General features: G+C 31.3%; 17 protein-coding genes. 2 read left to right on the forward strand and 15 right to left on the reverse strand.

Annotated elements, in window-relative coordinates:
• Position 1: 1 nt before the first annotated feature.
• From CCC31_RS03715 to CCC31_RS03735, 5 genes are read right to left on the reverse strand one after another with little or no spacing between them, the layout of a single operon-like run.
• Positions 2–1,126, reverse strand: a complete 1,125-nt coding sequence (locus CCC31_RS03715; RefSeq protein WP_290849766.1) for a stage III sporulation protein AE — start codon at positions 1,124–1,126, stop codon at positions 2–4.
• Entirely contained in the window at positions 1,123–1,503 is a 381-nt protein-coding gene (locus CCC31_RS03720; RefSeq protein WP_022089016.1) for a SpoIIIAC/SpoIIIAD family protein, read from the reverse strand. The genes CCC31_RS03715 and CCC31_RS03720 overlap by 4 nt, the downstream gene beginning before the upstream one ends.
• Positions 1,504–1,698, reverse strand: a complete 195-nt coding sequence (gene spoIIIAC, locus CCC31_RS03725) for a stage III sporulation protein AC (RefSeq protein WP_117910187.1) — start codon at positions 1,696–1,698, stop codon at positions 1,504–1,506.
• 10 nt (positions 1,699–1,708) lie between these two features.
• Positions 1,709–2,233: a stage III sporulation protein AB gene (locus CCC31_RS03730; RefSeq protein ID WP_260978781.1), complete on the reverse strand. Its 525-nt coding sequence runs from the start codon at positions 2,231–2,233 to the stop codon at positions 1,709–1,711.
• Positions 2,224–3,069 (reverse strand): ATPase, T2SS/T4P/T4SS family, encoded by an 846-nt coding sequence (locus CCC31_RS03735; RefSeq protein ID WP_117910185.1) that lies wholly within the window; start codon positions 3,067–3,069, stop codon positions 2,224–2,226. Before CCC31_RS03735 ends, CCC31_RS03730 begins: the two co-directional genes overlap by 10 nt.
• A gap of 168 nt (positions 3,070–3,237) precedes the next feature.
• Between CCC31_RS03735 and CCC31_RS03740 the strand changes: the two genes are divergently transcribed.
• On the forward strand, positions 3,238–4,287 hold the full coding sequence (locus CCC31_RS03740) for a polysaccharide deacetylase family protein (protein WP_290849770.1): 1,050 nt from the start codon (positions 3,238–3,240) through the stop codon (positions 4,285–4,287).
• A 182-nt stretch (positions 4,288–4,469) separates the two neighbouring features.
• On the opposite strand, the gene CCC31_RS03745 is transcribed toward CCC31_RS03740, so the two are convergent.
• Entirely contained in the window at positions 4,470–5,444 is a 975-nt protein-coding gene (locus CCC31_RS03745) for an ATP-dependent 6-phosphofructokinase (RefSeq protein WP_117910183.1), read from the reverse strand.
• A 143-nt stretch (positions 5,445–5,587) separates the two neighbouring features.
• Positions 5,588–6,301, reverse strand: a complete 714-nt coding sequence (locus tag CCC31_RS03750; RefSeq protein WP_022089010.1) for a hypothetical protein — start codon at positions 6,299–6,301, stop codon at positions 5,588–5,590.
• A gap of 498 nt (positions 6,302–6,799) precedes the next feature.
• On the opposite strand from CCC31_RS03750, the gene rlmH reads away from it, so the two are divergent.
• Positions 6,800–7,279: a 23S rRNA (pseudouridine(1915)-N(3))-methyltransferase RlmH gene (gene rlmH / locus CCC31_RS03755; RefSeq protein ID WP_022089009.1), complete on the forward strand. Its 480-nt coding sequence runs from the start codon at positions 6,800–6,802 to the stop codon at positions 7,277–7,279.
• 189 nt (positions 7,280–7,468) lie between these two features.
• Here rlmH and CCC31_RS03760 read toward each other — a convergent pair whose 3' ends face one another.
• The 8 genes from CCC31_RS03760 to alr all read right to left on the reverse strand — a co-directional run bounded on the left by CCC31_RS03760 (position 7,469) and on the right by alr (position 14,229).
• Positions 7,469–8,221, reverse strand: coding sequence for an amino acid ABC transporter ATP-binding protein (locus tag CCC31_RS03760; protein ID WP_336306365.1), 753 nt, complete (start codon positions 8,219–8,221; stop codon positions 7,469–7,471).
• Positions 8,208–8,924, reverse strand: coding sequence for an amino acid ABC transporter permease (locus CCC31_RS03765; RefSeq protein ID WP_117910202.1), 717 nt, complete (start codon positions 8,922–8,924; stop codon positions 8,208–8,210). The genes CCC31_RS03760 and CCC31_RS03765 overlap by 14 nt, the downstream gene beginning before the upstream one ends.
• Positions 8,925–9,060: 136 nt before the next feature.
• A complete protein-coding gene (locus tag CCC31_RS03770) occupies positions 9,061–9,849 on the reverse strand; it encodes a transporter substrate-binding domain-containing protein (protein ID WP_117910181.1) in 789 nt (262 codons plus the stop codon).
• Positions 9,850–10,037: 188 nt separating this feature from the next.
• Positions 10,038–10,916, reverse strand: a complete 879-nt coding sequence (locus CCC31_RS03775) for a DMT family transporter (protein ID WP_290849775.1) — start codon at positions 10,914–10,916, stop codon at positions 10,038–10,040.
• Positions 10,917–10,990: 74 nt separating this feature from the next.
• The gene (locus CCC31_RS03780) at positions 10,991–11,725 is read right to left on the reverse strand and encodes an HAD-IA family hydrolase (RefSeq protein ID WP_290849777.1); all 735 of its coding nucleotides are present in this window, start codon (positions 11,723–11,725) and stop codon (positions 10,991–10,993) included.
• Positions 11,726–11,739: 14 nt separating this feature from the next.
• Positions 11,740–12,468 carry a YebC/PmpR family DNA-binding transcriptional regulator gene (locus tag CCC31_RS03785; protein WP_147585972.1) on the reverse strand — a complete coding sequence of 243 codons (729 nt, stop codon included), beginning with the start codon at positions 12,466–12,468 and terminating at the stop codon, positions 11,740–11,742.
• A gap of 126 nt (positions 12,469–12,594) precedes the next feature.
• Positions 12,595–12,942, reverse strand: a complete 348-nt coding sequence (locus tag CCC31_RS03790) for a type II toxin-antitoxin system PemK/MazF family toxin (protein ID WP_022089104.1) — start codon at positions 12,940–12,942, stop codon at positions 12,595–12,597.
• Positions 12,943–13,032: 90 nt separating this feature from the next.
• Positions 13,033–14,229: an alanine racemase gene (alr, locus tag CCC31_RS03795; RefSeq protein WP_290849781.1), complete on the reverse strand. Its 1,197-nt coding sequence runs from the start codon at positions 14,227–14,229 to the stop codon at positions 13,033–13,035.
• Between the last annotated feature and the right edge of the window lie 58 nt (positions 14,230–14,287).

The following is a 14,287-nucleotide window of genomic DNA, read 5'->3' on the forward strand; positions in this document are numbered from 1 at the left end:
CTTATCCTCCATTGCCGGTAGAAATACAAATTATTGCAATTGTAATAATAAATAAAAAGCCAACAACACTTATTCCTCTGTTTAATAGTTTTATTACTTCACTTGTCTGCTTAATACAATTCAATATTCTTTTATCTGCAATTGGTTGTAATACTGCACCACTTATCTGAACTACAGCTGAATATGCAGTCATTTTCACCATTGGAACAATGCACACAAATACAATCAATATTATTGCAAGAACCCCGATACTGTTTTTTATTATTCCTACTGAACTCAATATTATCTGTGCTACTGCGTCAGTCCCATTTCCAACTATCGGTACATTTGAAATAATTTTCTTTGCTATATTATTTTTTGCTAAATCTGTTGTCGGCAGAATCAGACTTTGAATCAAATTAAGTCCGGTAACTGTCCCTAATATAATCTTATAAATAAAATTAATTGCTTTTTTTATCAAATCTGCCATACCTGACAAAAGATCTTCTTTTGAAATTGAATTAACCATGGATATTGCCATATATACTTTAAGCATAGGAAATACAATATTCAGTATGACAGCCTCTATTACTGCTATAAGTGTCATAATAAGACTATTGAAACCAAGTGCTGTTGCCTGACTTGTAATTCCAACCGCCAGCAAATATGTAGGAATTATTGCACCCATAAGCTGTAATATAAACAAAACAAGTTTTTCTCCAATTTCCATTGCAATTTGAAAAATATACATTAGTGTAGAAATCTGCAAAACATAGCAAGCATAAAATGCCATTTCATTAACGCCATTTTTAGATGATGAATACGAGAAATTAACAATCAATGCCGCAAATACTGTTGTAAATATGATAGTAATTATTACCTGTTTTATATCATTAAACTGATTTTCCAATTTATCTCTTACATTATCGATAATTATATTTACCGCAGCCATTACATTTCCCTTAGAAATTTCCTGTAACAGTTCATCTATATCAATGGAATACTTTTCACTCTGCATAACATTTTGTGTTTCTTTTAAATCGAAATCATCAAGTGTAATATATGTATTTGATTCAAATTCATTTGCATAAACGCTTTTACAGCAAATTATTCCTACAATTATTGAAACTAATATTATTCTTTTCATAACAGCAACCCATTTATACAATTAATTAACGATTCTAATATTGGAACACTTACTACAAGAATTGTAATTTTCCCATAAATTTGGATTTGATTTGACAATGCGCTATATCCGCTATCTTTAGCAATATCTGATACAAACTCGGCAATGTAAGATATTCCCATTATTTTGAGAAGAATTATAATTTGCTCGTCATTTATGCCGGTATCATTAATTATTTTTTTCAATATTTCAACAACTTTAATTATTCCTGAAATAGAATAAAAAAATATAATTACACAGCCGACAATCATAATTACAACACTATATTCACTTTTAATATTTTTTAACTGCAGGGCCAGAATAACTATTATTATTCCTAAAACTCCAACGGTAAACATTTATAATTCGAACAGGTTTTTTATAGTATTAAAAAGCTCATATATATAAGGAATTATCCACATAAGAACCAGTATTAATCCTGCAAGACTTGTTAAAAAAGCCTGTTCCTCCCTTCCGCTGTGTTTTAATATTTGTCCTATTACTGAAACAATTATTCCAACTGCAGCAATTTTAAAAATTATACTTATATCCATAGCATCACCATTAAATTATCGTTATAACAATAAGTAAACCAAACATCGTGGCTACTGTTTTATAAAGTCTACATTTCTCATCCTTTTCTTTTTCAAGCTTGTCTATTTGCAATTGGATTTTTTCTAAATATAGATTCATATTATTTATCTGAGTATCCTTGTCCGTTATTCCAAGCAAATTTCCCATATCCTTTAAATCATTTAAATCAGATGCTTCAAGACTGGTTTTCGTCTTAATTTCTTTTTCTACATTTTCGCACCATACATCTGTTATTTCTCTTTCAGTATTTCCATTCAAATCCTTAACTACACTTTCCAAAAACTCCTTTATAAATTCTTTGGAATTTTTGGATATTTTTGTAAAAACATAATCCAGATTCGAATTGTTATATTTAATTTCTCCACAAATAAAAATAATTGTTTTCTTTATTTCCTCAAGCTGCCTTAGTCGATTTAAATAATTCGAACTAATCTCTTTGCCCGACATGCAACCCGCTACAATTAAAAATGCTGCTCCAATAAACTTTATATACATTCATATTCTCCAATCTCTTCTATATAAATATATTTTTTAAACAAATCCTTATATTTTGTCACTTTTTCATTTACATTACTACCATGTGCTGTAGCAATAACACCAACCCCACTTTGCTTAGCAAAATATAAACCTTCTATATCTTCTTTATTTCCAATCTCATCAACAGCAATTATGTCGGGAGCCATTGCACGTATTGCCATGACTATTCCATCTTTTTTCTCAAATGCAGTCATAACATCTGTTCTTATTCCCAAATCATTTGTAGTCATTCCTTTATAACTTGCCGCAATTTCGCTTCGCTCATCAATTACAGATATATTGAACTTACCTTTATCACTTAAAAGCCTTATAATGTCCCTAAGTAATGTTGTTTTTCCTTTTCCGGGCTCTGATATAATTAAAGTATTTTTAAATATGTTATTTTTATATAATTTTTCATATAAATCGTTTGCACATCCAATAATTTCTTTTGCAGACCTGAAATTTAAATACGATACATTATTTATATATTTAATTTCATTATTTTCATAAACTGCTTCACCACAAATCCCAATTCGATGCCCACCCTTTACGGTAATAAATCCTTTTTTTATTGAATTTTCATATGCGTATGTAGAGAATTCCGTAATTATGTTAAATATCCGATTCATATCTGTATTTTCAATTTTAATTTCATCGATTACATATTCTTTTTTTATTGTCCTAACGCAAATCGGTTTATTTACCCTTATTCTAATTTCCAATATTTGCTCTATATCAGGCACTTTATTTTTTATTTCTGAGGCTATTTTTTGTGGCAAATACTCTAATACATTCTTTCTTTCATTTCCCATATTGAATTATATGAGGACATGCCACAATTATGCTATTTACTTTTTTTAATCTGGACTTTAAAATGGATTTATGTTATATATAAATTTATTTTTTGCATCTGATTAGTATAATCCTTTATTTGGTTTATTAGGATTACATTTATTACTTGCAATGGAATGGAGATTTTAATGAAAAAAAAGTTATTAAAGACATTATGTTTAGCAGCACTTGGAATTTTTGCATGTTCCACTATAACAATGGCTGAGGAAATTACTACTTCTGCAGTTATACCTGAAACATCAACAACGATTATTTCAACTACAGACACTACTGTAGCATCTACTACAAATACACCTACAGACGCTACTATAGTTAAGAAAAAGCCTAAAATTAAATCTACGATAAAAAAGATTTCACTTAACAAAACTGTTTTAAGATTAAACAAAAAGGATTCCCGTAGTCTTAAAGCACTTTATACTGACAAGAAAAAAGAAGGCATAATCTGGGTTAGCAAAAATCCATCTATTGCTAAAGTCAACAAAAAAGGCGTTGTTACAGGAAAGAAAAAGGGCACTACATATGTTTACTGTATGTCTAAGTCCAAAAAAGTTAAAGCCAAATGCAAGGTTGTTGTCGGAAATTTTAAATATATGGCTGTAACATTTGATGACGGTCCAAGTCCATACACAAAAAAATTAGTTGATTCGCTAAAAAAATATAATTATAATTCAACATTTTTTGTTGTTGGTCAGTATGTAACTGCTAAAAAATCTGTTTTAAAAGAATCTTTTAACAACGGAAATGAAATCGGAAGTCATTCATATGACCATGCTAAATTAACCAGTTTATCAGAATCAGATATTAAATCTGAATTTAACAAAACTAAATCTGTGGTTAAATCTGCAATCGGAATCTATCCTACACTTATAAGACCTCCATATGGAAGTTTTAATGACACTGTATCAAAACTTGCAGATGTTCCTATGATTTACTGGTCTGTAGATACTCTGGACTGGAAAAATAGAAATGTTAACTATGTATATAAAGAAATTATTAAAAGCGCTGACAAAGGAGAAATAATTCTTCTTCACGACTCACATCCTACATCTGTAGACGGATTCATTAAAGCTTTGCCTGAATTAAACAAAAAAGGCTATGAACTTGTAACTGTCAGTGAATTATTCAAATTAAATAAAAAGAACTTAAAACCTGGAACAATGTATTATAATTGCTATTAAATTAAATATTGCATCATTTATCTTGTTATATTTTCTAAACTAAACAAGTACCCTCTAGCGATTGTTTCATATTATACGATTTGAAACGTGCGTCGCAGGGCGTACAATTAACAAAATGCGTAGTGCTTAATTTACACTACGCATTTTTATAATCTATAAATTAATTTGTCTAATCTGAGAGTCTAATCTGATAACAATAAACTTAATTTGTACTGAAATGAATCAATCTGACTATTCTGAATATTTAAAGCTTCATTTATTGAATAGTCTATAAGCTTATCATCTTTTATAGCAACAATTCTGTTCTTATTGCCATTCACCAATATTTCCACGGCATAAGCCCCCATTAATGAACCATACATTCTATCCTTAGCTGATGGTTGTCCACCACGCTGGATATATCCTAATACTGAGACTCTTGATTCAATACCCGTTTTTTTCTTTATTAAATCAGCAAGTTCATTGGCATCTGTTACTCCTTCAGCAACCACAACTAAATAACTGTTTCTTCCATCTTCATGTCGTCTCTTTATCGCATCTGTTACATTATTATAATTGCCATCCCATTTTTCAGGTAAAATAATAGCATCGGCTGATGTTGCCATTCCTGCCCACAAAGCGATATATCCGCGTTTTCTTCCCATTACTTCTACAACGCTACATCTACCATGCGAAATAGATGAATCGCGGATTTTATCAATTGCTTCTGTCGCAGTATTTGCAGCAGTATCAAATCCTAACGTATATTCACTACATGAAACATCTCTATCAATTGTTCCTGGAATACAAGCAATGTTTATTCCTTCTTTTTCAAAATCAATTGCACCCCTTAAAGTTCCATCTCCGCCGATTGCCACAACAGCATCAACATTATTTTTTCTCAAATTATCTGCGGCCTGTTTTCTAAATTTTTCATCTAAAAATCTTTCGCTTCTGCTTGTGTATAAAATTGTGCCTCCCCGATTGTTTATATTTCTAACATCATCAGGCTCTAATTTTATAGTTTCCCAATCTATAAGTCCTTCGTATCCTCTAAAAATTCCAACTACTTCTATTCCAAAACGCGCCGCACTAAATACAACTGCTCTTATAGCTGAATTCATTCCCGGTGCATCTCCTCCACTTGTTAAAACTGCAATTTTTTTAATTTCACTCATTTTATTTTTCTCCTCTAAATTAACTATATTACGTATACATTCTCTTCATATATTATCCTATTTTTCACTATCTATTATTAGTACTAAGCATAAAAAAGCTCTTGCATTTTATATCTATTAATGCAAGAGCTTTTATTTTATATTTATTCTTCATATATACTCTGATATATATTCTCAATAAGTTCATCTATCAATGCCTCATCAGCATCCTCAAATTCATGCATCAATATGTTTTTTATTACCTCAGCACGGTTGAAAAATAATATTTCTACATGATCATCCTGTGGTACTTCTTTATCAATTATTTCTTTTGTTATGTTTTCTTTTGCAAATTGATTAATTTTATTTATAAGTTTATCCTCAATGTCAGCCTCAATTTTAACTTTTTTAGCATGCATAAATGATACAATTCCGGCAGCAAGGAATATTATAAACATTCCTCCTAAAACAGAATTAAACAACCATTTAGTCTGACTTGATATTGGAAATTTAATAACATTAATCCATTGAAGAATCATAACAAAAAGTCCAACTCCACCAACTAAAATCAATGTATATGCTGATGACTTTACATCTTCATATTTATCTGATAATTTCTGATATGTCTTTGCAGAACTCATAAATCTGCTTTCTTCATCTTCTTTGTCAACTGATACATTTCCATCCTCTAAAGATTCATATGTTTCGCCTAAATTAGCATTCTCTAATTCAGCATTAATTATATTCTCATTATCCATAATTTCTTCATCAGACTCATTAGTTATATCATCTAAGTTGTCTACTAAATCGCAACCACATTCGTTGCATTTTTTTATTCCATCTACAAATTCGTATTTACATTTTGGGCAAAATGGCATTTACATTTCCTCCGTATACCGTATAATGATATTTACGGATTGTTTCGCACTTCGTGCTTTCTCAATCCTAATTTATTTACTTTTATTGTATAATGATATTTACGGATTGTTTCGCACTTCGTGCTTTCTCAATCCTAAAAACATTTACTTTTGTTGTATAATGATATTTACGGATTGTTTCGCACTTCGTGCTTTCTCAATCCTAAAAACATTTACTTTTGTTGTATAATGATATTTACGGATTGTTTCGCACTTCGTGCTTTCTCAATCCTAAAACATTTACTTTTATTGTATAATGATATTTACGGATTGTTTCGCACTTCGTGCTTTCTCAATCCTAAAAACATTCGGATTTCGCCCTATCGGGCTACTTCCTCATGTTTTACGGATACCATAAATGTGAGTTTTTTTGTGCAAGCACAAAAAACTCCCGCTTCGGTATCCTTATATCATTATACTCTATTATTTGTTTTTGAACAAGGTGAAAGGATTTTAAATATGAAAATTACACTCATTACTGTTGGCAAAATTAAAGAAAATTTTTATAGAGATGCAATTGCTGAATATTCTAAACGTCTTTCAAGATATTGCAAATTAAATATTGTTGAAGTTGCCGATGAAAAGACAATCGAAAACAGTTCCGATACAGAAATTAATTTAATTAAGGAAAAAGAAGCTGAACGAATTTTAAAGCACGTTCCAGACAACGCATATGTTATTACTTTAGAAATTTTAGGAAAGCAATTGGATTCCGTTGAATTATCTAAAAAGATTAATTCACTGGGAATAACCGGTGAAAGTCATATTATTTTTATTATTGGCGGTTCTTTAGGCTTACATGAAAGTGTTTCTAAACGTTCTGATTTTAAATTAAGCTTTTCAAAAATGACTTTTCCACACCAACTAATGCGTGTAATTTTATTAGAACAAATATACAGAAGTTACAGAATCATAAATAATGAACCTTATCACAAATAAATCATAAACAAAGTTTGCGACACTTCATTCTTAAATTTGACATTTGAAAACTAAATTTTATAAAAGTAAATTATTCTACACAAAAATATAAAAAGCAGCGAGCCTTAACTCACTGCTTTTTAGTATATATATATCAAAAATTAATCTTAAAATGATTTATATAAAACACTTTTATAATTCCATTAGTCTTTATAACACTTTTGATAAAAAGTCTTTTAATCTCTGGTTCTTTGGATGTTCAAATATTTCTTCCGGAGTACCTTCTTCAATTATTCTTCCCGCATCCATAAATATAACTCTTGTTGCAACTTCTCTAGCAAATGCCATTTCATGTGTAACAACAGCCATTGTCATTCCTCTGCGTGCTAAATCCTTCATAACACTTAAAACTTCACCTACCATTTCAGGATCAAGTGCTGATGTAGGTTCATCAAAAAGCATTACTTCAGGATCCATACACAAAGCTCTTGCAATTGCAATTCTTTGTTTCTGTCCACCTGATAACTGTTTTGGATACGCCTCAGCACGATCAGCTAAATTAACAACTTCAAGAAGTTCCTTTGCCTTAGCCTCGGCTTCTTCTTTGTTTTTAATTTTGAGTTTTGTTGGTGCTATAGTCATATTCTTCATTACAGTCATATGAGGGAAAAGATTAAAATGCTGGAATACCATTCCCATTTTCTGTCTGTGTTTATCTATATTAGTTTTCTTCCCTAAAAGATTTTCACCTTCAAATATAATTTCTCCATCTGTAGGTATCTCTAAAAGGTTTAAACAACGGAGCATTGTACTTTTACCACTACCTGACGGTCCAATAATAACTACAACTTCTCCTTCGTTAATTGTAAGATTAATACCATCTAAAGCTTTGATAACTTCACCTTTGTAGTATTTCTTTACATCTTTCACAACAATTAAAGGCTGACTATTATCTTTCATCATTTCTTAGTCTCCTTTCTAATCTTCCAACTAAATAAGTAAAGAACATTACCATTACCAAATAAATAACAGCAACTGTTATAAGTGGCATAAACGCACTATATGTTCTACTACGAATAATATCTCCACCCTTTGTTAAATCCTGGAGAGCAACATAACCTGCAACTGATGTTTCCTTTAATAAAACAATAAATTCATTTGCAAGGGCAGGTAAAATATTCTTAAATGCCTGTGGAAGAATAATATAAATCATTGTCTGAATGTAATTAAATCCTAAACTTCTTCCTGCCTCAAACTGACCTCTGTCAATTGCCATAATACCACTTCTAATTATCTCAGCAACATATGCACCAGAATTAATTCCAAATGACAAAATAGCAATAGGTACTTTATTATTTGATGTTGAAAAAATTACATAATACATAATCATTAACTGAACAACTACCGGTGTTCCTCTGATTACTGTTAAATAAATTTTTGCTACTAAGTTTAAAATCTTTAATACTGCCTTACCGACTTTAGATTTCATACTTTCATAATTTGTATCATAAGTAGAACGGATAATAGCTATTACCGAACCTAAAACAATACCTAAAATAACTGCAAAGAATGTAACTTCGAGAGTTATTTTCAAACCGTCAGTCAAATATTTCCAACGGTTATCCTTTATAAAATTAAGTACAAAATCATCTTTTATGTCAGCCATAGAAAAAGCTTTAATAATAAAATTCTCCATTGTTTCTCCTATAAAATATGTAATGCCCCCGCCCTTCGGTCAGCGGCTATTCATCGGAAACATTTACATAAAATGAACTACGTTCATTTTGTTTCCCCGTTACTAATTATTCAGCATTAATATATTTGTCAAGGATTTCCTGAACCTTTCCTTCATCCTTTAATTCTTTTAATGCTCCATTTATTTTTTCTGTTAATTTATCATTTCCTTTTTTAATAGCAATAGCATAATCTTCTGTTACATACTCTGTATCAAGAATTTTTAATCCTTCGTTTGCAGCTACAAATTCTTTTGCCGGCTGATTATCAATAACTACACAGTCAATCTTTCCTGCGATTAAAGCCTGAACAGCATCTGCACCTTTGTTAAATCTTTCAACTGTTCCTAATTTTTTACCTTCGATATCATCTGTACAATAAATATCACCTGTTGTTCCACTCTGTACACCTATTGAATGATTTGCCCCATCTGCAAATAAGTCATCAACTGTAGTAATATCTGAACCTTCTTTTACAATAACAACCTGAACACCTGTTGCGTAACTGTCCGTAAAGTTAACATTTTTAAGTCTGTCTTCTGTTACTGTCATTCCTGCAATACCAACATCTGCTTTTCCACTCTGTACTGCTGTAATGATTGAATCAAAGTTCATATCTTCAACCTGTAATTTAAGGTCTAATTTGTCAGCAATTGCCTGCGCTATTTCTACATCAATACCTGTAACTTCACCGTCATCTCCATAATATTCATATGGTGGGAATTCTGCGTTTGTTCCCATAATTAACTTGTCTTCATTAACTGTTCCATTAGTTGTTTCTGATTTTTTACTTCCACATGCTGTAAACATTGATACAGCTAAAATTGCTGAAAGTGCTACTACTAATACTTTTTTCATTTGAATTTCCTCCTAAATAATATGTATTGCCCCCGCCCTTCGGTCGATGGCTATTCGTCGGAAACATTTACATAAAATGAACTTGGTTCATTTTGTTTCCTCCTATTTTTACAATAGGTTTATTATACTTAAGACAATATAATTTTGCAACTATATTGAACTTATCATATTAATCTGTTGCTAACTGATTATGTATTCTTTATTGGCAACTGTGCAAGAACAATTGCAGCAAACATACATATACAGCCATATATTTCACGCTGAGTCAACTGCTGATCTAAAATTAAAAGCCCTGCAATTGCAGATACAACTGACTCTAAACTCAAAATTAAAGATGCAACCGTTGGATTAACATTTCTTTGTCCTACAACCTGTAATGTATATCCAATTCCAGTTGAAACAATGCCTGCATACAATATCGGCTGCCATGCAGCTAATATATATTGAACCTGTGGCTGTTCTGCTGTCATCATAAACACACCACTTAAAATGCCACATACAAAAAACTGAACACATGATATTTTTACCGGATCTGCTTTTGTATTGAAATAATCAATTACCAAAATATGAAGGGCAAACATTAATGCACATATAATTTCATATATATCGCCTTTGGCAATTGTAAATGAGTCAGAAGAAATCGACAACAAATAAATTCCTACAACTGCTAATACAACTCCAAGCCAAATATGTATTCCTGTTTTCTTTCTTAAAAACATAGTTGACAATACAGGTACTAACACTATGTACATTGCTGTGAGAAATCCTGCTTTTCCGACCTCAGTATATTGAATTCCTATCTGTTGAAATGTCATCCCACCAAAAAGGCATAATCCACAACACAATCCTCCAATAAATACTGCTTCCGTACTCTTTTTTGATTTCTTACTTCCTTTACCCATAACCATAATATATATGGCTAAAAATATGCCTCCAACAATACATCTGGAAAAGTTAAATGTAAATGGCTGAACAAAATTCATACCAACACTCTGTGCTACAAATCCGCTTCCCCAAATTATTGCCGTAAGAAGTAACAACAACGGATTAATTATTTTATCCTTCATAATTTTCTCCTAAAAACAAAAATTACTTTATACATACATATAGGGAGCCTCTATTGAAGCCCCCTTTGCCTTCATTAAATATTCGGAAGAGTGTCTATATATTCCCTAAACACTTTCCAATTTCCTTTTTTATATTGAGAAATATCTTTTTTCTTACTGTTGATTAGACATTCATTAAGTAAAAATACATCCATGCCAATTTTAAATGCACACATGTCTTCATCTACATCATTACCAACCATCAGACAATCTTCAGCATCCTTATCTAATGTCTTTAGCAAATGTCTGTAGTAATTCAGATTAGGTTTGCTAAAGCACGAATTCTCATATGTAGTAACATGCAAAAATTCATCCGGTTCAAATCCTGCCCAACTAAGTCTTTCATATGTTGCAACCTGCGGATATAAAGGATTAGTTGCTACAACAATCTGATATCCTTTACTTTTAAGTAAATCAACACATTCATTAGCAAGACTGTCAGGTCTTGTATTAAATCTTGCCACCTGAAAATCACTCTTGTAAAACTTAGTCATTTCTCTTTCTATCTTAATTCTTTTTCTACGTTCTAATTTTTTCCCGTCGTCCGAAAAATATTTTTCAAAAACATTCCAAAAACATTCTTCATTTGTTATGTAGCCTTCGTTAGCAACCATGGCTTTTGTTCCGGCCCATAAACATTTTTTAATCTTCTCAGGATCAAATCCTAACGTTTCAAATCTTGACTCTAGCGCCTTAAAATATGTATCCATAAAATCATCCATATTCATTGGTAAAAGCGTTCCGTCTAAATCAAACAGTACTGTATTCATATTTTTCCTTTTATTTATTCATCCCAATTGTGGAAAACTTCCTGTACGTCATCATCTTCATCTAATAAGTCGATAATTCTATTCATCTTCTTAATAGCTTCTTCGTCAGTAAGTGTTACATAATTCTGTGGAATCATTGTAACTTCTGCTTCTGTCATCTTAACACCAGCTGCTTCTAATGCTTCTCTTACTGCACTAAATTCTTCAGGCTGAGTAAGAACTTCATAGCATTCTTCTTCATCTGAGAAATCTTCTGCACCTGCATCAAGTGCAATCATCATTAACTCATCTGCTTCCATATCACATTCTTCTTTGTCAATTATAATCTGACCTTTTTTATCGAACATGAAAGATACACATCCCTGAGTTCCAACGTTTCCGCCACCCTTAGTAAATGCATTTCTGACATTAGCTGCTGTCCTGTTTTTATTATCTGTTAACGCATCAACGATAATAGCTGTTCCGTTAGGACCATATCCTTCGTATGTAACTGATTCATAATTAACTGCATTAACATTACCTGCAGCCTTCTTAATTCCACGTTCAATTGTATCGTTAGGCATATTGTTAGCCTTAGCCTTAGCAATAACATCACGAAGCTTACTGTTATTATCCGGATCAGCTCCACCTTCCTTTACTGCAACTGCAATTTCTTTACCAATGATGGTAAACATCTTTCCTTTTGCTGCGTCATTTTTTTCTTTTTTATGCTTAATATTAGCAAATTTTGAATGTCCTGACATTTATATATCCTCTCTTCCGTATTTATAACTTATAACAGGATTTAATCCTGATTTTCATTGTGTCTTAATCAAAACACACACTATAAAAATATATCATTTTATCTATTATTAGTCAACTTTTGCAAATTATGTATTGAGTTCTAAACTTATAGCTAATGCCTCATTGACTGCACTTAAGATTTCATCATCTAAATGACATACCTTATCCTTCAATCTTTTTTTATCTATCGTTCTTAACTGTTCTAATAAAATAACTGAATCTTTTATTATATTATACTTATGCGAATCAACCTCAACATGAGTTGGCAGTTTCGCCTTATTCATCTTTGACGTAATTGCTGCAATAATAACAGTCGGGCTGTGTTTATTTCCTGTATCATTCTGAATAATAAGCACAGGTCTTATTCCACCCTGTTCTGACCCAATTACAGGTCTTAAGTCAGCGTAATAAATATCACCACGTCTAATAACCATATCCACACTCCAAAAAATAGATTGTGTTAACACAATTATATTATTCCACTTTTCAAAATGTGTATTCATTTTTGGAAAAATTTAATTATTTTACAGATCAACGTCATATCTGTCATCAAAGTAATCTTTTGTTCCAACTATTTTGTCATCTTTAACATAAACTCTTGGAATACGTTTGCTTAAGTCACATACAAATTCATAATTGAAGGTTCCTGCTAATGCTGCTAATTCATCAACTGTTATTTCTTCGTCTCCTTCTTTTCCAATAAGAGTTACCTTATCTCCTTCTTTAACATCCATTCCCGTAACATCAACCATAAATTGATCCATGCATACTCTACCCACAATATTTACTTTTCTGCCATTAATGAGTACATATCCTTTATTGCTAAGATTTCTCTGATATCCGTCCCCATATCCAAGTGGAATTGTAGCAATTTTCATATCATGAGGTGCTATATAAGTCTGTCCGTAACTTATTCCTCTTCCTTTTTTAATTGTTTTTACGTAAACTACATGACTGTGAAGAGATAATGCAGGATATAGTTTCATATTTTCACGGCTCATTTCATCTGATGGATACAATCCGTACATTGAAATTCCTGCTCTTGACAATGATAATGAAGTCTTTGGCATTTCCATCATTGCTGCACTATTTGCACACTGATGTATCGGAATCTTAACTCCATTTTTTTCTACTTCATCAACAAAATTTACAAACTCATCAAACTGCTTGTCAGCAAATGACTTGTCAACATAGTCTGCTTTTGCAAAATGTGTAAATATGGATTCTATTTTTATAAAAGGAAGTTTGTTTATTTCAACAATTTCTTTTACTGCATCACTTCCCGGAATATAACCAATTCTGCTCATTCCCGTGTCAACAGCAATATTAATCTTTACTTCTTTGCCAAGTTTTTGTGCGTGCTTTGATAATTTTGTTGCCATTTCTAAAGAAAAAATTGCTGGAATTAATTCTTTTTCTATAATCATATCGTACGATGATTCATCCGCATAACCTAATAAAAATGTAGGTTTATTAAGTCCATGATTTCTTAAATTATTGCCTTCATATGGAGTTGCGACTGCATATCCATAGCATAAATCATCAAGTGCTTTAGCTATAGGCACTGCTCCATGTCCATATCCATCTGTTTTTATTACAAGAACAACTCCTGTATTTTCATTAAGTCTTGTTTTCATTTCATATACATTTTTGTATATTGCATCCAGATTAATTTCTGCATATCCCCTAAAATACTCTTCTTCGCATATTTTTCTTGTCATTTTCTTCTTCTCCACGTTTATAAATTATTTAATTTAAATTTACATCTATATCGTTGAT

The organism is Eubacterium sp. LMAG:50 (genome assembly GCF_008680265.1).
In the GTDB taxonomy this organism is placed as follows: Bacteria; Bacillota; Clostridia; order Lachnospirales; family Lachnospiraceae; genus Eubacterium_U; species Eubacterium_U album.